Here is a 20,279-nt window from a genome sequence, read left to right as displayed (position 1 = left end):
CGCCATTACGTCATGTCGCGCAGGGCCTGTGACACCCGTTGCAGCCCGTCCTCGAGGTTTACCGCCGCCCCGCCGCCGACACCCAGCCTGATGTGGTTTGGCTGGTCATAGGCGCTGCCCGGCAACAGGAAGGTCCGATAGGGCGCGGCCAAGAGGAACCGCGCAAATGTGTCACTGTCGATCCCTTCGGGCAGCCGCCCCAGCCCGATCAGCCCGGCACGGGGCGCAACCCAACTCAGCCCCTCTTGTGCCGCAACCCAGGCATCCATCTGCGAAAGGTTCGCGCGCCCCTCGCGCCGTGCCTTTTCCATGGCGGGGGCATACCGATCAGGCCGCAGCGCCACCTCGGCAATGACCTCGCCCATGATGTTCATGATCTCAGAGGAATTTTCGCGCAGGATCACAGCATCCATGACCAGCTCCGGATCGGGGCAGATCAGCCACCCGGTGCGTAACCCCTGTAGCCCCAGCGCCTTGCTAACCGACCCCGTGGTGATCCCGCGTGCATACATGCCCGCCACGGAGGGGGCGCGCGGTCCGTCCCATTCCAGCCCGGCATAGACTTCATCCACCAGCAACCAGGCCCCTACCCTGTCGGCGATCCTGACCAATTCGGCCAGATCATCCGCGCTCAGCAGATCGCCCGTGGGGTTATTGGGATTGGTGATGAAAATCATCTTGGTCTGGGCCGACACGCTCGCCGCCAGCCGGTCCAGCGGCAGACGCCAGTTGTCGGTCTCTTGCCTCTCAATCTTGACCACATGCGCGCCAATCGCCTTGGCCAACACCTCGGCTTGGGGCCAGCCGGGGGTCTCGATGACGATCTCATCGCCCGGTTGCAGCAGTTGCATGATCGCCAGATAATTCGCCTCTGCCGCGCCCGCAGTAATCAGCACATCGCGCGCGCTGCACATCTCGGTCAGGCCCGCCTGCGCCAGCACATGATCGCGCAGTTCCGGCAGGCCGCGAAAGTCACGGCCGTTCCAGTCAAGTGATTGTTCGGGGTCGAGATCCTCCAGATAATCTCCCAGCTTTGGCGCGCCGGACAGCGAAAACCCCACGATCGCCTCTGGCGCAGCATCGGTGGTTTCCAGCAGATATTCGAATAACGTGTGTATCTTGACTTTCACGGTGCAGCCCCCCCTAAATCATCCGCAACAGGAGGACTATATGAGTTTGCAACTATCTCTCAAGGGCAAACCCCGACGCCTTGCCGTACTGGATTACGGGTTATTCGAGGTTCATGCCGGGCCGCGCACCATCGGGATTTGCGGCTTTGTAGTGCAAACCGACGCTGATGAAACGGTGCTGATCGACACCGGCTTTCCTGAAAAATACGCGCAGGACGCGGATGGCGCCACCGCAGAGGATGATCTGGGCAGCTTTGGCCGCGTGCTGTCGATCACGCCCGACAATATGCCCGGGGCCCAGTTGGCCAAACTCGGACTGCAAAAATCCGATGTCACGCTGATGATCCAAAGCCATACACATATCGACCATGTGGGCGATATGGCGGGCTACCCTCATGCGCCGATCCTGATTTCCGCCGATGAACGCGCCCTGCCCCGGCCGCTGTATTGGTCGGGCAAACAGGCGATGGAATGGCCGGACCGCGACTATGTACTGGTCGAAGAAGACAGCCAGCTTGGCCCGGATTTCGAGGTGTTGCATTGTCCCGGCCATGCGCCCGGTCAATTGGCCTTTATGATCCGCCTGCCGCAGACCGGCTGGGTGCTGCTGACCTCTGACGCCATCAGCCGCGCGTCCGAGATTGACGAGAAATTTGCCGGATCCTGGCATGATGACCTTGCGATGCACCACGGTGACCGACTGATGCGAATGGCCGCCGAACGGAAGGCCTTTGTGATCTTTGGCCACAGCCCCGAACAATGGCCTGACCTGAAAAAGGCCCCGCATTGGTTCGCCTGATCAATACCCCTGAAACAACAGGTCGAGCGCACGGGTAAACTCATCCGACTGGCTCAACAGGTTCGTCACATAGGCGCCCAGACCCGCCGCAGGAATGGCGGCGATGAAATGCGTCAGTACGACAAATGTCTCATCCTCAATCGTCACAAGCGGATTCAGACCTTTGACCGGGTATTTGAACTCAGCCAGCGGCACGACGGGGGCGACGACGCGCGTGGAATAATCAACAAGATATTCAGACTGGAGATCCAGCAGATAGGTCGTCCCGCCGGTCCCCCGGTACAGATCAAATCTAGACATCAAACATGCGGTATTTTTCCAGCGGCAGCCCGTTTTCTTCGACCCAGATGTTGTTGGCCTCGATGGCAGGGCGGTTCTGGGCGATCCAGGCCGCACGCAACGCAGCGCGCACGCCTTCCTCTGCGGCCTGGGAAATATTGACGCCAAGCGCTTTTGCGTCTTCCAGCATCGCGTGATCCAATGTCACGTTCGTCGCCTTTTTGGTGCGTCCCTGAATACCCATGATGGCCCTCTCTATGCGCATACATTATGCGCATCAGGTTTCGAACCCGTCAACGCACATCGCGACCCTGATTCAAAATGATCACATTTCCGCTGGAAATATCCCCCGCAGGTGACACCAAAAACCCAACCCAAGCGGCAATTTCACTGGCCTGCATGGCACGCCCATGCGGCATCTGCGCAATCGCCTTTGCCAATACCTCATCGCTCAGCACCCCAAACAGTGGTGTTTCCGTCATGGCAGGTGCAATCGAATTGACCGCAATCTTGTCACTGGCAAAGCGGCGGGCCAGATCCTTGGTCAAATTGTCCAGCGCCGCCTTGGATGCGCGGTAATGTGGCGGATCAAACACGTCAAAATTGTATGCCCCGTTCGAACTGATATTGACGATCTTGCGTACACCTTCGCGCCCCATCATCAGCTTGACCGCCGCCTGACAGCAGTGAAACGCACCGGAAAAATTCAGCGCCATCTGCCTGTCAAACTCATCTGCGGGGATGTTGGGGAATTCCGACATGAAACAGGTGCCGGCGTTGTTAACCAATACATCCACCCCGCCACGATCTGCGCCGATCCGATCGAACGCGGCGGCGATGGCCCCGGCATCGGTCAGGTCAGTGACCATCCCGGTAAAACCATCGTGCTGCGCCATTTCGGTCAGCCCGGCCTTGTCCACGTCCAGACCCACCACATGCATTCCGTCTGCCATCAGGCGCTGCGTGATCGCGCGCCCCATGCCACCCGCCGCGCCCGTCACAACTGCTGTCTTATCCATATGCCCTCCCGTTGCGCCGGATTTGTCGTGGCCTTTACCAGACGGGCGCGTTAGCTCTGTTAGATGTAAACGCACATATCTTTCCGCGCAAGGAAACAGCCATGCCCATCCGCCCCGCCCGGCGCATCACCCAGACCAGCCCCAAGAATTTTGGCATGTTCGCCAAGGCCACCAGCCTGCCCGGCGATCTGATTCATCTCGAACTCGGCATGCCCGCCGAAGACACACCGCAGCATATCAAGGACGCAACCATCGCCGCCCTTCAGGCCGGGCAGGTGCATTATTCGGATCTGCAAGGGCTGCCGGAACTTCGCGCGGCCTTGGCGGAAAAACTGCGGGTGCAGAATGGGATCGCCATCACCCCGGACGAGATTATAGTGACCAACGGCCTGACGCAGGCATCTTTTGCCGCCTTCATGGCGTTTCTTGATGAAGGTGACGAGGCGCTGTTGCTGGCCCCCTATTATCCGCAACACATCGGCAAGGCCGAATTGGCAGGCGCACGCGTCACCATCGCCCCGCTGGATGCCGCAAACGGTTTTGCCATAAATCGCGCGCTAATAGAGCCACATATCACCCCCGCGACCCGCGTCATCGCGTTGATCAACCCGTGCAATCCGACGGGCCGGGTTTACACCCGTGACGAGTTGCAGATCATCGCCGATCTGGCGCAGGAACATGATCTGCTGGTGCTGTCGGACGAGGTTTACGAGGAAATTACATACGATGATGCGCGTCACATTTCCATCGCGTCGCTCCCGGGGATGAAGACGCGCACAATCACCATGTGCGCCTTTACCAAAGCCTATGCGATGGACGGCTGGCGTCTGGGCTATATCGCGGCAGATCAGTCACTAATCGGCCCTTTAATGAAGATAACGACCAATGAGGTCACCCATGTGAACACCTTTGTTCAGCATGGCGCGCTGGCTGCGGTTTTGGGCGACAAGTCGATCTTGCAAGCTATGGTCAATCGCGACGCTGCGCGGCGTGATCTGGTTGTGACCCGGCTGAACCAGATGCCGGGCGTCGCCTGCGCGCTGCCGCAGGGCACGATCTATGCCTTCCCAGACATCACGGCCACAGGGCTAGACGCCCAGGACTGCGCTGACCGCTTGCTGCACGAGGCTGGCGTGGTGGTTGAAGCGGGCAGTTTCTACGGCACTGCGGGCGAGGGCCATCTGCGCATCTGCTTTGGCTGCGCCGATCTGCCGGTATTGGAAACGGCGATGGATCGTTTGCAGGTTTTCTTCAACGCGCTCTGACCCGCAAAGACCGCGCGCATCTCAGCTTTGATCAACGCTCACGCCCGCCTCGCCCCAGGCGGCCATCTTGCGGTCTATGGTTTTGCGCGACACCCCCAACCGGCGCGCCGCCTCGGCTCGGTTGCCTTTGCACAGGTCCAGCATGTGCAGCACGTGCCGCTGGACCACCAGATCCAAATCCTCGATCGCGCGCGCACCGGCCACCGACCCATGCCCCGAAAAATCTTCGGGAAAGGCACCTAGGATCACGGACCGTTCTATCAAGTTGCGCAGTTCACGCACATTGCCGGGCCAGTCATATCGGCGCAGCTTGAGCAATGTTTCCGCATCCAGCCGCAGCGCAGGCATACCCAAAACGGTCGAAAACTGCTCCATGAACAGCGCCGCCAGCTCGACGATATCTTCGGATCGGTCCTTGAGCGGCGGCATTTCGATCTGCACCACGTTGATCCGATGATAAAGGTCCGCCCGGAATCGTCCGTCGGCCACTGCCTTTTTGAGGTTAGCGTTGGTGGCAAAGAGGAAACGCAGGTTCAACGGAATTTCACGTTCCGCGCCCTGTGGGCGAATTGTCTGATCTTCCAGCACCCGCAACAGCGCGGCCTGCAACGCCTCCGGCATCTGCGCCACTTCGTCCAGGAACAATGTGCCGCCATCGGCCAGCAACAGCAATCCGGGCTTCAGCGTCTCGTTACCCTCCACCGAGCCGAACAGTTCAGGCACGATGCGGTCGGGCGTGATAGCGGCACAGTTGACCGCGACAAAAGGCTTGTCAGCACGGTCTGACATCTGGTGCAGCTGGCGCGCGGCCAGTTCCTTGCCTGTGCCACTGGCCCCCGTAAACAGCACCGGCGTCGGCAGTGGGGCCAAACGAGCCAGCATGCCCCGCACCACCCCAAGTGCAAGCGATTTGCCCAGCATTTGCACGGCCGTACCCGCATGCAGTTCGCGCCGCAGCAGAGTGTTATCGCGGCGCAGAAACTTGCGGTCCAGCGTGCGCGACACGGCCCCTAAAATCTGGTTGGTACGAAATGGTTTGAGCACAAAGTCACTGACACCGGCCCGCAGCGCCGCGATGGCGGTTTCCAGATCGGCATAGGCGGTGATCAGGATGGTGTCGGCGTAAAATCCTTTGCGGCGCTGCTCGACCACCCATTCCAGCCCGGTCTTGCCCGGCATGACATTGTCCAGCACCACCACATCGAAATGCGCCGTGTCCAATAGCTTGGTTGCTTCGGCGGGCGACGCCGCCTGCGCCACCCGCTTGACCCGAGGTTCCAAAATCTTGGTCAGGAAATGCCGCATGCCCGGTTCGTCGTCGATGATCAGAACCGACGCGCCCTCAAGCGTGCCGCCGTATTCGTCGCGTACAGACATGGTGCAATCTATCCTTCGAATGTCAGTCCAGTCTGACATTCTCACTGGAATAGACCTGTTGCGCGGAAAAGCCCATCTCGTGCAGGCCGAAATAAGCCACAACCCCGATCACAACGATCCCCACAAACCCTGCAAGCATGGCTTTCATCGCGTATATCCTTTTGTCTGCACGGTGCCGGTCATTCCGCCGGGGTCCGGCGTTTGGTCGTTTTGACTTCTTCAAGCCAGATGGAATGGTGCTGTTCAGCCCAGTTTTCATCCACCTCGCCGGTGCCCATCGCGTCATAGGCGCCTTCCATGCCCAGCGTCCCGATATAGATGTGACCAAGGATCACCGCCATCATGACAAAGCCGATGATCGCATGCCAAAGCTGGGCATATTGCATCTCTTCCTGCGGAGTCAGATCACGTGGCAGATCGCCATAACCCACCCACTGCGGCGCGCCGGTGCTGTTGACGAGGTCAAAGGTATGGCCAAAGAGCGGCATATCAAACGGAAAGAGCAGCGAAAGACCCGACACAGATACAGAAGCGCCCAACAGGATCACCGCCCAGAACACGATCTTCTGGCCCGCGTTAAACTTTTTCGCGGGTGGGTGTTTGTTGCCGATGATCCCGCCACCATAGCGGAACCACGTCAAATCGGTGCGGTCGGGAATATTGTGCCAGATCCACATCACAAAGACCATGATCAGCGCGATCATAAAGGCCCATGAGACATTGTTGTGGATGAACTTTGATCCGGTCAACAGGACCGAGTTAAACTCATGGCCCAGCGTCGGCACCAGAAACTTGCGTCCAAACAGCGTCAGCAGACCCGTTAGTGCCAGTAGGATAAACGAACCCGCCAGCATCCAATGCGCAAAGCGTTCGATGAACTTGAAGCGCGTAATAGTGCGCCCGGCCATGCCACCTTCGACCCGCACGCGTCCACGCAGCAGGAAAAACACCGCCAGCAGCACAATCATCCCGATCAACAGCCAGCCACCATAGGTTGCCAGCGGCCCTTCGCGGACATTCAGCCACCACATGCCGCCGTCTTGCACCAGAACCTTGCCCCTCGGGTCCAGCGTGCTGACGCGCGGATCAATCTCGTCATAGCGCAGCGCACGCCAGAGGTCCGGGTCAGATGCCCCGCCCAGAGGGCCAAGGCCGGGGGCCGTGGCCGCATCGCCGCCCAGGTTGTTGCGGCGGAAACTGTCGTCGATCTCTACCCCGTTCTGTCGGCGCAGCACATCATTCAGGTTTTGCGCCCCCCCCGTGCTGGCACGGTCGGTTACGGCAGGCACAGCGTTTTCAGGAAGACGGACGTCCTGCGCAGATGCAAAACCCGGCAAGGTCAGCAGCGCAAAAACGAACAGGGCCATCAGTTGGCGCAACATGGGAACTCCCCCGGGCTTGATACACGTAAAAGGCGGCCCCGCTTTTGGGGCCGCCCGGCCGGTCACTGGCCTTTTTGGTCGTAGGCTGTACCCCAGCCCCAAGCACCCGAGCCAAAGCCCCGCGCAACAACACGTTCGCGGTAGATGTCGGACACGGTATTGCCATCACCCGCCAGCAGCGCCTTGGTTGAACACATCTCGGCGCAGATCGGCAGCTTGCCTTCTGCAATCCGGTTGCGCCCGTACTTCTGGAACTCGGCCTGGGAATGGTTTTCCTCTGGGCCGCCGGCGCAGAAGGTACATTTGTCCATCTTGCCGCGCGAGCCAAAGTTGCCCGCCTGTGGATACTGCGGTGCCCCAAAGGGACAAGCGTAGAAACAATACCCACACCCGATGCACAGGTCCTTTGAGTGCAAAACGATGCCCTCGTCGGTCTGGTAGAAGCAATCCACCGGGCAAACCGCCATACAAGGCGCGTCTGAACAGTGCATGCAGGCAACCGAGATCGAGCGTTCGCCCGGTTTACCATCCTGGATGGTCACGACCCGACGGCGGTTGATGCCCCAAGGCACCTCATGCTCGTTCTTACAGGCCGTGACACAGGCGTTACATTCGATGCAGCGTTCGGCATCGCAGAGAAATTTTGCTCTGGCCATTCTCTTATCTCCTTACGCGGGCATGATTTTGCAAAGAGTCGCTTTGGTCTCTTGCATTTGAGTTACTGAATCGTAGCCGTAGGTCTGTACGGTGTTGGTGCTTTCGCCCAACACGATCGGATCGGCACCGTCTGGGTATTTGTCCCGCAGGCTGACACCTTCCATGTGACCGCCAAAGTGGAACGGCATAAAGGCGACGCCTTCGCCAACCCGCTCTGTCACCATCGCCATGACCTTGATCCGCCCCCCTTCGGGGCCTTCGACCCAGACGTCGTTGCCATCCCGAATGCCCAGATTGTTGGCATCGCGGGTGTTGACCTCGATGAACATGTTCTGCTGCAATTCGGCCAGCCAGGGGTTCGAGCGGGTTTCATCGCCGCCGCCCTCGTATTCGACCAACCGGCCGGACGTGAGGATGATCGGGAAGTCCTTGGAGAAGTCATTCTTCTGGATCGACGCGTAAAGCGTCGGCACCCGCCAGAATGTCTTGTCATCATAGGTCGGATAATCCGCAACCAGATCGCGCCGGTTGCTATACAGCGGCTCGCGGTGCAGCGGCACAGGGTCGGGGAAGGTCCAGACCACACAGCGGGCCTTGGCGTTACCAAAGGGGGCACAACCATGTGCGATCGCAACGCGCTGGATGCCGCCCGAAAGGTCGGTTTTCCAGTTGATGCCACCCACCTGAGCCACATAATCGGATTCGATCTCGCCTTGCTGCGATGTTTCGCCGACTTCTTCCTCGCCCTCATCCGCTTTCTCTGGGCGCTGATAGCCTGCAACCGCTTCGATGCTCTGGCGCTCTTCCGGCGTCAGATCGCCGTCCCAGCCCAAATCCATCAGCATCTGCATGGTGAATTCGGGATAGCCATCCTTGATCTCGGAGCCTTTGGAATAGACGCCTTCGGCCAGCAGATTGTCACCATCTCGTTCGACACCAAACCGCGCGCGGAACGTCAGGCCGCCTTCGGCCACCGGCAGCGACATGTCATACAGGTTCGCGGTGCCGGGGTGGTTCATTTCGGGCGTGCCCCAGCTTGGCCATGGCAGACCATAGAAATCGCCATCCGCCGGGCCGCCATTGGCCCGCAGGGTCGTCTTGTCAAAGGTATGCTGGTTTGCCATGTGCATCTTGAGCCGCTCCGGGCTTTGCCCGGTATAGCCGATGGTCCACATGCCGCGGTTGAACTCGCGGGTCAGATCCTCGACCAACGGTTCTTCACCGTTCACCTCAATGTTGCGGAACATCTTGTCGGCAAAGCCGAATTTGGCCGCGAACTTGTACAGGATCGTTTGGTCAGGCAGCGATTCAAACAGCGGCTCGACCACCTTTTCACGCCATTGCAGCGACCGGTTGGAGGCGGTCACCGACCCTGACGTTTCGAACTGCGTCGCGGCCGGCAGCAGATAAGTGCCGTCGGTACGGTCGTGCAGCACGGCGGAAACGGTTGGATACGGGTCCACCACGACCAGCAGGTCGAGCTTTTCCATTGCCGTTTTCATTTCCTTCTGGCGGGTCTGCGAGTTTGGCGCATGGCCCCAAAGTACCATCGCCCTGGTATTGTCGGGCTGCTCAAGGTTCTCGCGGGCTTCCAGCACGCCGTCAATCCAGCGCGACACGGGAATACCCGTCAGCCCCATCATCGCGACATCAGCGCCGTCCGACCCTTTCATCGTGTCAAAACGGCCCTTGAGCCAGTCAAGGTCTTCCTCCCAGACCCGCGCCCAATGGGCCCATGATCCTTCGGACAGGCCGTAGTAACCCGGCAGCGTATCAGCCAGAACGCCCAGATCGGTCGCGCCCTGCACATTGTCGTGGCCCCGGAAGATATTGGTGCCACCGCCCGCGCGGCCCATGTTCCCCAGCGCAAGCTGAAGGATGCAATAGGCGCGGGTGTTGTTGTTGCCATTGGTGTGCTGCGTGCCGCCCATGCACCAGATCACTGTGCCGGGACGGTTGTTGGCCATCGTGCGGGCAACCCGCTCCAGCTGCGCGCCGGGCACACCGGTGACGCGTTCGACTTCTTCGGGCGTCCAGTTGGCAACTTCCTTGCGAATTTCGTCCATACCCCAGACGCGCGTGCGGATGAATTCCTCATCCTCCCACCCGTTTTCAAAGATGTGGTACAAGATGCCCCAGACCAGTGCCACGTCCGACCCCGGGCGAAAGCGCACATATTCATCCGCATGTGCGGCGGTACGGGTAAAGCGGGGATCGCACACGATCAGTGGGGCGTTGTTCTGCTCTTTCGCCTTCAGCAGGTGCTGAAGCGACACAGGGTGCGCCTCGGCAGGGTTGCCGCCGATGATAAAGATCGCCTTGGAATTGTGGATGTCGTTGTAGCTGTTGGTCATGGCGCCGTAGCCCCATGTGTTTGCAACGCCCGCAACGGTGGTCGAGTGACAGATACGCGCCTGGTGATCGACGTTGTTGGTGCCCCAATAGGCGGCAAACTTGCGGAACAGATACGCCTGTTCGTTGGAATGTTTTGCCGACCCCAGCCAATAGACGGAATCCGGGCCACTGCTGTCGCGGATCTCGGTCATCTTGTCACCGATTTCGTCGATGGCCTGTTCCCAGCTGATGCGCTGCCATTCGCCGCCGACTTTCTTCATCGGATACTTCAGGCGACGCTCGCCGTGGGCGTGTTCGCGCACAGACGCGCCTTTGGCGCAATGCGCGCCCAGGTTAAAGGGGCTGTCCCAACCGGGCTCCTGCCCGACCCAGACACCGCCCGACACTTCGGCGATGACGGTACAGCCGACCGAACAATGGGTGCAGACGGATTTCTTGATCTCGATCGCGCCGGTTGCAGCAGCGGCGGCTGCCGACGCTGGTTTGACGCTGCCTGCGGTTGCGGCGATCGCCGCCAGCCCGCCGATGGCCAACCCCGACCCGCGCAGAAACGCGCGGCGATCGATCTTGGACCGGACCACATCAGATAGTATACTGCCCCGCTGTGCGCTTCTTGCCACGCCGTTGGTCTTTTTCCTCAACATATCTTCACTCCCTGAACGCGGGATCAGGCCCGCATCTGGTGGCTAATGGATGGCAAGGCGCGTCTGTGCGCGTGCCGGTGTTTCGTGGCCCGGATGTCGGGCCGTCGTTACGTCGTATGCGCGTCTTCAGAACCGGGCAGAGGCAAAATAGGCCCGCGTGTGTTCGGTATCCTGCATCTTGTCCGACGACAGGTCCGGGGCCGCGGCGGCCTTTGCCTCGGTGCCACTGGTGGCAACGGCCACAGCGGCAAGTGGTGCTGCGGTGCCTGCGAATTTCAGGAACTCGCGCCTGTCCTGACGGACCACCTTTTCCGGCGATGCCTTGGATTTGCGTGTCATCATGTGCCTCCCTCTTGATCGGTTCGGTTGCATGCAGGGCGCGTGCCCGGCGTTACGTTGTACTCAGTCGAAATGCCTCGGCCTCGACGGCCATAAAGGCGCGGCCGATCTTGCCCACGGGGGCAAAAAAGACCGAATTCTTGGCCCCTTCCAGATCGGCAAAGAAATGGCCGGCCCAGGGGGCGATATGTTTGTTAAAGAACGTCTTTTGCTGCGTCAGCGTCGCCGCAGCGCCAAAGCGCCCGGCGATCATCGCACCCATCATTTCCATCAGGGACGCGATATTGTCCTCGGGTTCAAACACGTTGTCCGCCCGCTCCAGACCGCGCGCCACCATGTCCTGCCGCAACAGCGCAAGCGGCTTTTCATTAAGAAACCCGGTCAGGTAATAGCTTGCGTAGGGCAGCAGCTCACCCCGGCCAAGCCCGATAAACAGCCGGTTGAATTCGCTTTCCACGGCGGCGGGCTTGCTCAGGCGGGCCACCTTGGCCAGCGTGACAAACCCCTGCCCCAGCTCAGTCTCGTCGCCTTGCAGGCCGCTGCACTGATCCAGCAACAACTGATCCGGCGGGCCGGACAGGATCAGTCCCATAAAGTTGTACAAATCCGCGCGCATTCGGTCTTCTTCGGGCAGCGGGGCTGTGGTCATCTGGTTCATGCGCCTGTGCTTTCCACATCTGATGCAAATTCAAACCGCATCCGCCGTGCGGTGGGCATCGGAGTATCGTCGTCTGCTACGGAATCTTCGTCGAAACCCTCTGCGGTCACCTGCACTGTGTCTTGCGCTGCGACCGGGGCGGGCGTCTGCCGGGCGGACGGGGTCAGGGTGGACGGGCGCACCGGTGGCACCACATCCGGCACCGAAACTGTGCCAGCCGTCATTTCGGCAGGCGCTTGGGCATCTTCCACAACCTGTTCCAACAGGTCTGCCAGTGGTGCTGGAAATCCTTTGCCCACCTGATACAGCGTATTCACCGCTTTGCCCGCCGTGGCGGCGGCGGTGTAATCGTCGTCGTAATCATTCAACCCGTCGAGACAGGCCAGCACCGGATTGCTGCGCCAGAACGTCCGCAAGGCCCGCGACTTGAGCCGCTGTGGCAGTTGCGCCCGCAAAAAGGCGCGCAACTGTTCGCCACCGACCAGATCCTCGGGCGCCGGCAGATCAAGCTCGGCCAGTAATTCATCATCGCTACGCGCAGCCAATGCTGCTTCGTGTGCCACCAATGCCTCTTCGTGCGTGGCTTCGACCTCGGCCTGTGCCTCGGCGGCAACGGCGGCGCGGCGGCGATCCCAAAAACTGCTCATATGGCGCGCCTGCGCTTCAATGCGGGAGAGGCATATACATCTGCCCCGTTCTGAATGCGTGGATCGCCGATGCCATCCTGCCGCACACCTTCATCGTGCTTGTTGCGGCGGCGCTTCACAAACTCCTCGTCTTGATGGAAAAGATCGACAAATTCGCGCACCCAGGCCTCAAGCCCCTCCGGCATCGCGACTTTTTCAACGATTTCCTCGGCGCTGTCGCAATAATCCTGCGCCTCATAGGGCGACGCAGTGACCAACAATATCTGAAACGGCTGCTCATGGGCGCCGGCAATGGGGCGCATCACCACATAGACACAAGGCACCTCGGCCCCCAGACCATGCACATAGGCTTCGGTCTCGGCCCCGTGCAAATCCAATGGGACGGTGGCAGCGTGATATTCGGTGATCCCGTCAATCTCGCGCAACACCCGCCAGGACGCAGTCGGCGCGCCGGGCAGGACGGCGGTCGCCTTCCAGCTCCACTTGGCCCAACGGGTCACACCGGGCGCGCGCCGCAGCACGATGCCCAGTGGCATAGTCCGGTACATTTTCGGATTGTGGATCAAGTGGTGCCTCCCTTTGCCTATCCTCTGTCAGGTCGGTCACATCTGTGAAGACCTAACTGCGGTCTTGCCGAAAAAATGCCGTTCCCCAGACAGTTTGTCCCGCCATTCCGGCGCTTTGCGACATTTCAGGTCGAATTGTCCAACCTGACTGTTTTCATAGGAAAAAGATGCTGCATCCGAAAACGAATCACTTGGGTAAATTTCTGCCGCGCAGCATCCCCGACCCTCAATGGCCTGACCCGGCACCGGCGCAAGATTGCGGTTGTGGCGGTGGTCGAAACCCGTCTAGCCTAGGGTCTGATCAGCGACAGCGGCGCGCCCAAAACACCGCGTCCAGCAAGGAAGAAATCATGGCTAAGACATTGATAACATGTGATTGTGCAGGGTCACAGACCATCGATTCATCGGCCCTTGCCCAAGCCACTGGTTTGGCCGTCTCTACCCCCTGTTCGGCAATGTGTACCCGTCAGATTGATGTCGCGGCCAAGGCGCTGACCACCGGGGATGCAGTTTTATGCTGCACGCAAGAATCACGTGTCTTTGCCGAATTGGCCGAAGAATTGGGGGTCCCCTCTGCCCCCCTGCTGGACCTGCGCGACCGTGCCGGTTGGTCGGATGATCCCGCCCCCAAACTGCCCAAAATGTCCGCCCTCACCGCCGAGGCTCTGCTCGGTGCCCCGGTGGAAAAGTCGCTTGATGTGACGTCCGAAGGGCTGTGCCTGATCCTGGGGCAGGGCGATGTGGCGCTGGCAGCGGCAGAGCATCTCAAGGATTTTCTGGGCGTCACGCTGTTGCTGGAAAGCGGTGCCAACCTGCCCGATACCCGCGATTATGATGTGATCAGCGGCAGCCTGCGCCGCGCCAAAGGCGCGCTGGGGCAATTCGAAGTGGTCATTGACGCGCTGCAACAGATCGACCCGACCGGGCGCGGCGAGATGCGCCTGACAGCACCCCGTGACGGGGCCGTCAGCCACTGCGATCTGATCCTCGATCTGCGCGGCACCCAAGCGCTGTTCCCTGCCCCCGAAAAGCGCGAAGGCTATCTGCGGGCCGATCCCGATCACGCGCCCGCTGTTGCCGCCGCCACCTTGGCCGCCTCGCATATGGTCGGCACATTTGAAAAGCCGCTGTATGTTCGCACCGAACCGCTGCTGTGCGCGCACAGCCGTGCGGGGCAAACGGGCTGTACGAACTGCCTTGATCTATGCCCGACCGGCGCCATTACACCCGATGGCGATCATGTCAGTATTGATCCGATGATCTGCGCCGGCTGCGGGGCCTGTTCCGCCGCCTGCCCTTCTGGCGCGATCAGCTATGACGCGCCGCCGGTCGATTTTACCATGCTGCGCGTGCAGACCCTGGCGCGCGCCTTTCTCGCTGCCGGGGGCACTGCACCGCGCCTGCTGGTGCATGACGAAAACGGCGCCGAAATGATCCGCCTTGCTGCGCGGTACGGGCGCGGCCTGCCTGCGGATGTGGTGCCGATGGAACTGCCCGCCATCGCCGCCTTTGGCCACGCCGAAGCGCTTGCCGCTCTTGCCGCCGGCTTTGCCACCGTTAGCCTGCTGATTGACCCCAAGGCCGACCGTGACGCGATCGAAGCGCAGATTGCACTGGCCCGCGCCATCGCGGGGGACACCCGCCTGCAGCTGATCGACACCCCCGATCCTGACGCCCTGACAGACGCCCTTTATAATGCGTCCGCCCCGGCACCGGTGGCCAGCCCGGTGCGCCCCATGGGCACCCGCCGCCAGATCACCCGGCAGGCGGCCCGTGCGCTGCACCCAGACACCGATATGCTGCCTTTGCCAGTTGGCGCGCCTTATGGCGCCGTGCTGGTGGACAAGGACGCCTGCACCTTGTGCCTGTCGTGCGTGTCGCTTTGCCCGTCCGGTGCCTTGGGCGACAACCCCGATCTGCCGCAACTGCGTTTTCAAGAGGATGCCTGCCTGCAATGTGGGCTATGTGCCAACATCTGCCCCGAGGATGCCATTACCCTCGCGCCGCGCCTCGATCTGACCGATGCCGCGCTCAGCCAAAAGGTGATCCACGAGGAAGAACCCTTTGCCTGCGTCGAATGCGGCACCCTTTTTGGTGTGAAATCCACCGTCGACAAGATCACCGAAAAACTGCGCAACCATGCGATGTTTGCCGATGAAGGCAAATTGCGCATGATCCAGATGTGTGATGATTGCCGCATCAACGCACAGTATCATGCCACCGACAACCCGATGTCGGGCGGCGAACGCCCCCGGCCGCGCACCACCGATGATTACCTTTCCAAGCGGCGCGATCACTGATCCGCCCGACCACCCCAAACCAAGGAGCCCCCATGAGCGACGATTTCAACATGTCGATGCGTAAGTTTCTCAAGCAGGTCGGCGTGACCTCGCAGCAGGCCATCGAAAAGGCCATGCGCGACGCGGCTGCCGCCGGCAAATCCCTGCCCGTCAAAGCGGTGATTACCATTCCCGAACTGGGCATGACCCACGAGGTCAGCGGCACCATCACCGCCCCCGACGCAGAGCAGGAATAAGCCGTGACAGCCAGCAGGGACGCGGTTCTGGCCGCGCTGAAGACCGTGATCGACCCGGCCACGGACACCGACATCGTGGCCAGCGGCGTGATGCGCGCGCTGAATGTGGATGGTGCAGGCGCGGTGCGTTTCGTCATGGAAATCCCCCCCGCGCAGGCCGGCGCCTACGCCGAGGTCAAGACAGCGGCCGAAGCCGCACTTGCGCAGGTTGACGGCGTAAGCGCCGTGTCGATCGTGCTGACCGGGCACAGCGCCAAGGCCCCGCCGCCCGATCTGGGCCTCGGTCGCAAGGCCGAACCCAGCGGCCCGCAGAAAATACCCGGAATTGACCGGATTCTCGCCATTGCGTCGGGCAAGGGCGGCGTGGGCAAATCCACCGTATCTGCCAACCTTGCCTGCGCGCTGGCACAGCAGGGACGCCGCGTCGGCCTGTTGGATGCCGATGTCTATGGTCCCAGCCAGCCGCGTATGCTTGGTGTGTCGGGGCGGCCCGCCTCGCCCGACGGCAAGATCATCCTGCCGATGCGCAACCACGGCGTCACCATGATGTCGATTGGCCTGATGACGAACGAGGATCAGGCGGTTGTCTGGCGCGGGCCGATGTTGATGGGCGCGTTGCAGCAGATGATGACCCAAGTGCAATGGGGCGCGCTCGACGTGCTGATCGTCGATCTTCCCCCCGGCACCGGCGATGTACAGATGACGCTGGCCCAAAAGGCGCAGGTTGATGGCGCGATTATCGTCTCAACGCCGCAGGATGTGGCCCTTATGGATGCCCGCAAGGGGATCGACATGTTCAACCAGCTCAAGGTGCCGATTGTCGGGATGATCGAAAACATGTCGACGCATATCTGCACCAATTGCGGTCACGAAGAACATGTGTTCGGCCACGGTGGCGTCGCAGCCGAAGCGGCCAAACTCGGCGTGCCGCTGCTGGCCGAAGTGCCGCTTGATCTGCAAATCCGCCTCGCGTCAGACGGCGGCGCTCCGATCACGGTCAGCCAGCCCGACAGCCCGCAGGCCCAAAGTTTTCAGGCCATCGCGCGCCAATTGATCGACAGTGGGGCTGCATGAGCGACAGGCCAAGCTTTCCACCGCTGATGACGGGCGAAGCGGTGGCGGGCGATGCCTTTGCCGCTGCGACCGCACGCGCGGTGGCGGGCTGCGACGGTGGTCTGATCGTCTATAGCCTTGGCGATGCCGTGATGCAGGCCGCCATGGTCTTTGCCCCCGAAGTGCCGCTGCGTGATGCGATGGTGATGCTACCGCTTTGCGGTGTGGGGTTTCAGAACGCGCTTGGCGCGCTGGCCCCGCCCGAAGTGGCGGTGCATCTGGAATGGGGTGGCGGTATCCGCCTCAACGGCGCATCCTGTGGCCGGTTTCGCTGCATGGCCTCGACATCGGACCCGGCGGCCCAGCCCGACTGGCTTGTTGTGGGCTTTGCCCTGCCGCTTTACCCCATCGACGACCCGGATCTGCTGCACACCGGCGATCACCCCGACCAAACCGCACTTTATGCCGAAGGCTGTGCCGAAATCGCGCCGCCCGCGCTGCTTGAGGCATGGGCGCGGCATTGCCTGCACTGGATCAACCGCTGGGAAACCGATGGCCCCGCCCCGCTGCATGCCGAATGGCGCGGGCTGGCACATGGGCTTGACGCTGACGCAACCCAAGGGGGCCAAAGTGGCCAGTTCATCGGCGTCGACGAAACCTTTGGCATGTTGCTGCGCGATGATACAACGACCCATCTGATCCCCCTGACCACCTTGTTGGAGCCTGCACCGTGACCCTCAAACTCGCCCGCGCGATCCACTTTGACGAAAGCGACCGTAATGTCTTTGCCAGCCCGGCACGGACCGGCGAATGGTGCATCTCTGGCGGGTTCGAATTTTCGGACTGGTCGCAGGCCGATCTGACGGGCAAGGCGCGACAGGCCTTTGCCAATGGCTGGCTGGGGCTGGAAACCTTTGGCCGGGTGACATTTGTCGCTGTGACGCAAGTAGAAGAAGGCGAAATCGCCGCGCTGACCGACATGCTGGCACAGCATTTCGTCACCTATTACGGCGCGCCCGACATTGCCGCAGCACGGCCCGTCGCGGCAGAAGAGATTAACCAGATGGCCGAGCTTTGCGCCGATCACGATCCAAATTGTCTGCTGACCGTGGCGCGCGATCTGACAGAGGCGGGTGTGCGCGAGAGTTTTCGCACCATCCAGTCACAAGATGCCGGTTTGGATCAATTTGCAATTCACGGCGACCTGCCGGAATAGCCTGCATCGCGCCCCGGTTCAGGGGGCGCGATGTGTCTCTAACAAGGTCTATTCAGTCTTGCCCGCATTGAACACGAACAACGTCTCGCCGTTGATCTGATACCCATTGATCAACGCGGCGGCGCGGTCTGATACCAGCCAGGATTCGAGTTTGAGCGCCAGATCGTTTTGCACATGACCGTGCAGATCGGGGTTCACAGGCAGGTAAGCGTATTGATTGAACAGCACCGGATCGCCGGCATATAGCAAAGCCAGATCGCCCTTGTTGCCAAAATTCAGCCAGCTTGCCCGGTCAGACATGATATAGGCGGGCATACCTGACGCGGTGTTCAGCGCCGCCCCCATGCCCGCGCCCACAGCCTTGTACCAATCGCCAAACGCTGCCACATCCAACCCCGCAGCAGCCCAGAGCGACAGCTCCTTTTTATGCGTGCCGCTGTCGTCACCGCGACTGACGAAATCCGCCTCTGCCGCAGCGATGGCAGCCAACGCCGTAGCGGCGGCATCGGCACCCTGGATGCCTGCGGGGTCCGCAGACGGGCCGATCAATACAAAATCATTATACATGATCTCGGTCCTATGGGTGCCAAACCCACCCCCGACAAAGGCTTCTTCTGCCTTGCGCGAGTGAACCAGAATCGCGTCGACATCGCCCGCCTCGCCCAGCTTGATCGCCTGGCCGGTTCCGACCACCAGCAATTGCACCTCAAGGTCCAGATCCTTGGCAATTTCGGGCAGCAGGACCTCGGCCAGCCCGGAATTATTGAACGACGTGGTGACCGCCATTTTCAGCACGTCACCGGCCTGTGCGGCAGTGCCGATGACCAGCGCGCCAAGCGCCAGCGCAATCCGTTTCATCATTCTACAATGTCTCCTCTTAAAAATGCCCCCGCCTGAGGCGTTTGGGGGTGGTTGAAAAATGTATCAGCAGGGCCGCTTTCGTGGACACGCCCGCCCAGCAGGAACACGATCTCATCCGCCAACCGCCGCGCCTGTCCCATGTCATGCGTAGACAGGATCAGTCCGGTGCCAGCGGCCTTGGCCGTGGTCAGGATGTCTTCGATCTCGCGGGTGGCCCGGCCATCGAGCGATGCACAGGGTTCGTCCAGAAACAGCACTTTAGGCTCTGTTATCAGCGCCCGCGCCAACGCCAGTTTCTGCTGCTCGCCGCCTGACAGCACCGTGGCGGCGCGGTCCAGCATCTGGTCCAGCCCGACACGCCCAGCCCAGTCGCGGGCCATCTCGCGGGCCTGCGCCATTGGCACCCGACGCAGCCGTAATGGATAGATCAGATTTTCCATCACAGATCGGCGCAGCATGACCGGACGCTGGAACACAAACCCCTGATGATGACGCGCCTCATCGGTTGGACAGGCCCATCTGATCTGTCCCGCCGACAGCCGCGCGGTGCCGTGCAGCAAACGCAGCAGCGTCGTCTTGCCTGCCCCATTGGGGCCGATCACGACGCAGGCCCCCTGCCCGTCAAGCGCCAGATCAATCGGCCCAACCAAAACTTGCCCGCGTCTGCGGCTTTCGATCCCATTGGCCTGCATCGGAAACAACGCGCTCACCAGCGGCCCTCCCGTTCGGTCTGGCCGAGCCAGTGAATCGCCAGATTGACGCTGATCGCGAGACCAATCAGGACAAAGCCAAGCGCCAGCGCCAGCGCAAATTCGCCTTTGCCGGTTTCCAGCGCAATCGCCGTGGTCAGCACCCGCGTGGCGTGATCAATGTTACCACCCACGATCATGATCGCCCCGACCTCGCCAATCCCCCGGCCAAAACCAGCCAGTGCAGCGGTCAGCAGCGCGCGGCGGCAATCCCACAGCAGGGTGCGGATTTTCTGCCCCTGCGTGACATTCATCGAAATCAGCAGATCATGGTATTCCTGCCAAAGGTCGCGGATCGACTGATGCGCGATCGACGCAATCAGCGGTACAATGATGATAACCTGTGCGATGATCATCGCCGTCGGCGTGAACAGCAGCCCCAGCACACCCAGCGGGCCGGACCGTGACAGGAACACATAGACGATCAACCCCACCACCACCGGCGGCAGGCCCATCAGCGCATTTAGAACCGCCACGACGAAACGCCGCGCGCGAAACCGTTTCACCGCCATGAACGCCGCCAGCGGCAGCGCGATCAGACACCCCACCACCAGCGCGCTGAGCGTAACGCGCAAGGACCGCATGGCGATCTCGACCAACTCAGGATCAAGCGTAACCACAAGCCAAAACGCCTGTGTGATCCCGCTCCATATATCGACCATGTGGTGATGGCCCTCCGCCGCCCCTGTGGCGCAACCTTGTCAGGTCGTTTCACCCGATGCCAGCCCCGCACCGCAGGAAAATCGC

23 protein-coding genes are annotated in these 20,279 nt (G+C 61.1%); 7 read left to right on the top strand and 16 right to left on the bottom strand.

The annotated features are described in order from the left end of the window. Positions 1 to 5: 5 nt before the first annotated feature. Positions 6 to 1,130: an aminotransferase class I/II-fold pyridoxal phosphate-dependent enzyme gene (locus AC1965_RS19220; RefSeq protein ID WP_483887324.1), complete on the bottom strand. Its 1,125-nt coding sequence runs from the start codon at positions 1,128 to 1,130 to the stop codon at positions 6 to 8. A 40-nt stretch (positions 1,131 to 1,170) separates the two neighbouring features. Between AC1965_RS19220 and AC1965_RS19215 the strand changes: the two genes are divergently transcribed. Next, the gene (locus AC1965_RS19215) at positions 1,171 to 1,929 is read left to right on the top strand and encodes an MBL fold metallo-hydrolase (RefSeq protein WP_483887323.1); all 759 of its coding nucleotides are present in this window, start codon (positions 1,171 to 1,173) and stop codon (positions 1,927 to 1,929) included. Here the strand turns inward: AC1965_RS19215 and AC1965_RS19210 are convergent, their stop codons facing one another. From AC1965_RS19210 to AC1965_RS19200, 3 genes are read right to left on the bottom strand one after another with little or no spacing between them, the layout of a single operon-like run. Then, entirely contained in the window at positions 1,930 to 2,229 is a 300-nt protein-coding gene (locus AC1965_RS19210; RefSeq protein WP_483887322.1) for a CcdB family protein, read from the bottom strand. Beyond that, positions 2,222 to 2,452 carry a type II toxin-antitoxin system CcdA family antitoxin gene (locus tag AC1965_RS19205; protein ID WP_483887321.1) on the bottom strand — a complete coding sequence of 77 codons (231 nt, stop codon included), beginning with the start codon at positions 2,450 to 2,452 and terminating at the stop codon, positions 2,222 to 2,224. The genes AC1965_RS19210 and AC1965_RS19205 overlap by 8 nt, the downstream gene beginning before the upstream one ends. A 49-nt stretch (positions 2,453 to 2,501) precedes the next feature. Further along, complete coding sequence (locus AC1965_RS19200) at positions 2,502 to 3,227, bottom strand: SDR family NAD(P)-dependent oxidoreductase (RefSeq protein ID WP_483887320.1); 726 nt, start codon at positions 3,225 to 3,227, stop codon at positions 2,502 to 2,504. A gap of 101 nt (positions 3,228 to 3,328) precedes the next feature. Between AC1965_RS19200 and AC1965_RS19195 the strand changes: the two genes are divergently transcribed. Beyond that, entirely contained in the window at positions 3,329 to 4,492 is a 1,164-nt protein-coding gene (locus tag AC1965_RS19195; RefSeq protein ID WP_483887319.1) for a pyridoxal phosphate-dependent aminotransferase, read from the top strand. Between the two features lie 21 nt (positions 4,493 to 4,513). Here AC1965_RS19195 and AC1965_RS19190 read toward each other — a convergent pair whose 3' ends face one another. The 9 genes from AC1965_RS19190 to AC1965_RS19150 form a co-directional block, all read right to left on the bottom strand. After that, a complete protein-coding gene (locus tag AC1965_RS19190; protein ID WP_483887318.1) occupies positions 4,514 to 5,869 on the bottom strand; it encodes a sigma-54-dependent transcriptional regulator in 1,356 nt (451 codons plus the stop codon). 22 nt (positions 5,870 to 5,891) lie between these two features. Then, the gene (locus tag AC1965_RS19185) at positions 5,892 to 6,017 is read right to left on the bottom strand and encodes a hypothetical protein (protein WP_483887317.1); all 126 of its coding nucleotides are present in this window, start codon (positions 6,015 to 6,017) and stop codon (positions 5,892 to 5,894) included. Positions 6,018 to 6,048: 31 nt separating this feature from the next. Further along, on the bottom strand, positions 6,049 to 7,251 hold the full coding sequence (locus AC1965_RS19180) for a formate dehydrogenase subunit gamma (RefSeq protein WP_483887316.1): 1,203 nt from the start codon (positions 7,249 to 7,251) through the stop codon (positions 6,049 to 6,051). Positions 7,252 to 7,313: 62 nt separating this feature from the next. Continuing rightward, positions 7,314 to 7,907, bottom strand: coding sequence for a formate dehydrogenase FDH3 subunit beta (gene fdh3B / locus AC1965_RS19175; protein ID WP_483887315.1), 594 nt, complete (start codon positions 7,905 to 7,907; stop codon positions 7,314 to 7,316). Positions 7,908 to 7,919: 12 nt separating this feature from the next. After that, complete coding sequence (locus AC1965_RS19170) at positions 7,920 to 10,907, bottom strand: formate dehydrogenase subunit alpha (RefSeq protein WP_483887314.1); 2,988 nt, start codon at positions 10,905 to 10,907, stop codon at positions 7,920 to 7,922. Positions 10,908 to 11,033: 126 nt separating this feature from the next. Next, positions 11,034 to 11,246 (bottom strand): twin-arginine translocation pathway signal protein, encoded by a 213-nt coding sequence (locus AC1965_RS19165; RefSeq protein ID WP_483887347.1) that lies wholly within the window; start codon positions 11,244 to 11,246, stop codon positions 11,034 to 11,036. A gap of 52 nt (positions 11,247 to 11,298) precedes the next feature. Continuing rightward, positions 11,299 to 11,904, bottom strand: a complete 606-nt coding sequence (locus tag AC1965_RS19160; RefSeq protein ID WP_483887313.1) for a TorD/DmsD family molecular chaperone — start codon at positions 11,902 to 11,904, stop codon at positions 11,299 to 11,301. After that, positions 11,901 to 12,551 (bottom strand): DUF3306 domain-containing protein, encoded by a 651-nt coding sequence (locus tag AC1965_RS19155; RefSeq protein ID WP_483887312.1) that lies wholly within the window; start codon positions 12,549 to 12,551, stop codon positions 11,901 to 11,903. The genes AC1965_RS19160 and AC1965_RS19155 overlap by 4 nt, the downstream gene beginning before the upstream one ends. Further along, on the bottom strand, positions 12,548 to 13,087 hold the full coding sequence (locus AC1965_RS19150) for a DUF3305 domain-containing protein (RefSeq protein WP_483887346.1): 540 nt from the start codon (positions 13,085 to 13,087) through the stop codon (positions 12,548 to 12,550). Before AC1965_RS19150 ends, AC1965_RS19155 begins: the two co-directional genes overlap by 4 nt. Positions 13,088 to 13,467: 380 nt before the next feature. Between AC1965_RS19150 and AC1965_RS19145 the strand changes: the two genes are divergently transcribed. From AC1965_RS19145 to AC1965_RS19125, 5 genes are read left to right on the top strand one after another with little or no spacing between them, the layout of a single operon-like run. Next, positions 13,468 to 15,417, top strand: coding sequence for a 4Fe-4S binding protein (locus tag AC1965_RS19145; protein WP_483887311.1), 1,950 nt, complete (start codon positions 13,468 to 13,470; stop codon positions 15,415 to 15,417). A 32-nt stretch (positions 15,418 to 15,449) separates the two neighbouring features. After that, on the top strand, positions 15,450 to 15,653 hold the full coding sequence (locus AC1965_RS19140) for a DUF6494 family protein (RefSeq protein WP_483887310.1): 204 nt from the start codon (positions 15,450 to 15,452) through the stop codon (positions 15,651 to 15,653). Positions 15,654 to 15,656: 3 nt separating this feature from the next. Further along, entirely contained in the window at positions 15,657 to 16,727 is a 1,071-nt protein-coding gene (locus AC1965_RS19135; protein ID WP_483887309.1) for an Mrp/NBP35 family ATP-binding protein, read from the top strand. Beyond that, positions 16,724 to 17,440, top strand: a complete 717-nt coding sequence (locus AC1965_RS19130; RefSeq protein WP_483887308.1) for a biotin/lipoate--protein ligase family protein — start codon at positions 16,724 to 16,726, stop codon at positions 17,438 to 17,440. Before AC1965_RS19135 ends, AC1965_RS19130 begins: the two co-directional genes overlap by 4 nt. Continuing rightward, entirely contained in the window at positions 17,437 to 17,922 is a 486-nt protein-coding gene (locus AC1965_RS19125) for a DUF6505 family protein (RefSeq protein WP_483887307.1), read from the top strand. Before AC1965_RS19130 ends, AC1965_RS19125 begins: the two co-directional genes overlap by 4 nt. Positions 17,923 to 17,970: 48 nt before the next feature. Here AC1965_RS19125 and AC1965_RS19120 read toward each other — a convergent pair whose 3' ends face one another. From AC1965_RS19120 to AC1965_RS19110, 3 genes are read right to left on the bottom strand one after another with little or no spacing between them, the layout of a single operon-like run. Then, a complete protein-coding gene (locus AC1965_RS19120; protein WP_483887345.1) occupies positions 17,971 to 18,780 on the bottom strand; it encodes an ABC transporter substrate-binding protein in 810 nt (269 codons plus the stop codon). Next, entirely contained in the window at positions 18,780 to 19,493 is a 714-nt protein-coding gene (locus AC1965_RS19115) for an ATP-binding cassette domain-containing protein (protein ID WP_483887306.1), read from the bottom strand. The genes AC1965_RS19120 and AC1965_RS19115 overlap by 1 nt, the downstream gene beginning before the upstream one ends. Next, positions 19,490 to 20,194 (bottom strand): ABC transporter permease, encoded by a 705-nt coding sequence (locus AC1965_RS19110; RefSeq protein WP_483887305.1) that lies wholly within the window; start codon positions 20,192 to 20,194, stop codon positions 19,490 to 19,492. The genes AC1965_RS19115 and AC1965_RS19110 overlap by 4 nt, the downstream gene beginning before the upstream one ends. Positions 20,195 to 20,279 lie beyond the last annotated feature (85 nt).

This window comes from Sulfitobacter sp. KMM 9851 (genome assembly GCF_057178245.1).
This window is presented reverse-complemented; position numbering and strand designations above follow the sequence as displayed.

What these genes read in the sequence shown, in the direction of transcription:
- AC1965_RS19140 (WP_483887310.1), top strand. Translation starts at nt 15,450, where the DNA reads ATGAGCGACGATTTCAACATGTCGATGCGTAAGTTTCTCAAGCAGGTC.
- AC1965_RS19110 (WP_483887305.1), bottom strand. Translation starts at nt 20,194, where the DNA reads ATGGTCGATATATGGAGCGGGATCACACAGGCGTTTTGGCTTGTGGTT.
- AC1965_RS19200 (WP_483887320.1), bottom strand. Translation starts at nt 3,227, where the DNA reads ATGGATAAGACAGCAGTTGTGACGGGCGCGGCGGGTGGCATGGGGCGC.
- AC1965_RS19150 (WP_483887346.1), bottom strand. Translation starts at nt 13,087, where the DNA reads ATGCCACTGGGCATCGTGCTGCGGCGCGCGCCCGGTGTGACCCGTTGG.
- AC1965_RS19180 (WP_483887316.1), bottom strand. Translation starts at nt 7,251, where the DNA reads ATGTTGCGCCAACTGATGGCCCTGTTCGTTTTTGCGCTGCTGACCTTG.
- AC1965_RS19165 (WP_483887347.1), bottom strand. Translation starts at nt 11,246, where the DNA reads ATGACACGCAAATCCAAGGCATCGCCGGAAAAGGTGGTCCGTCAGGAC.
- AC1965_RS19185 (WP_483887317.1), bottom strand. Translation starts at nt 6,017, where the DNA reads ATGAAAGCCATGCTTGCAGGGTTTGTGGGGATCGTTGTGATCGGGGTT.
- AC1965_RS19130 (WP_483887308.1), top strand. Translation starts at nt 16,724, where the DNA reads ATGAGCGACAGGCCAAGCTTTCCACCGCTGATGACGGGCGAAGCGGTG.
- AC1965_RS19160 (WP_483887313.1), bottom strand. Translation starts at nt 11,904, where the DNA reads ATGAACCAGATGACCACAGCCCCGCTGCCCGAAGAAGACCGAATGCGC.
- AC1965_RS19195 (WP_483887319.1), top strand. Translation starts at nt 3,329, where the DNA reads ATGCCCATCCGCCCCGCCCGGCGCATCACCCAGACCAGCCCCAAGAAT.
- AC1965_RS19120 (WP_483887345.1), bottom strand. Translation starts at nt 18,780, where the DNA reads ATGAAACGGATTGCGCTGGCGCTTGGCGCGCTGGTCATCGGCACTGCC.
- AC1965_RS19155 (WP_483887312.1), bottom strand. Translation starts at nt 12,551, where the DNA reads ATGAGCAGTTTTTGGGATCGCCGCCGCGCCGCCGTTGCCGCCGAGGCA.
- AC1965_RS19215 (WP_483887323.1), top strand. Translation starts at nt 1,171, where the DNA reads ATGAGTTTGCAACTATCTCTCAAGGGCAAACCCCGACGCCTTGCCGTA.
- AC1965_RS19145 (WP_483887311.1), top strand. Translation starts at nt 13,468, where the DNA reads ATGGCTAAGACATTGATAACATGTGATTGTGCAGGGTCACAGACCATC.
- fdh3B (WP_483887315.1), bottom strand. Translation starts at nt 7,907, where the DNA reads ATGGCCAGAGCAAAATTTCTCTGCGATGCCGAACGCTGCATCGAATGT.
- AC1965_RS19190 (WP_483887318.1), bottom strand. Translation starts at nt 5,869, where the DNA reads ATGTCTGTACGCGACGAATACGGCGGCACGCTTGAGGGCGCGTCGGTT.
- AC1965_RS19210 (WP_483887322.1), bottom strand. Translation starts at nt 2,229, where the DNA reads ATGTCTAGATTTGATCTGTACCGGGGGACCGGCGGGACGACCTATCTG.
- AC1965_RS19170 (WP_483887314.1), bottom strand. Translation starts at nt 10,907, where the DNA reads ATGTTGAGGAAAAAGACCAACGGCGTGGCAAGAAGCGCACAGCGGGGC.
- AC1965_RS19205 (WP_483887321.1), bottom strand. Translation starts at nt 2,452, where the DNA reads ATGGGTATTCAGGGACGCACCAAAAAGGCGACGAACGTGACATTGGAT.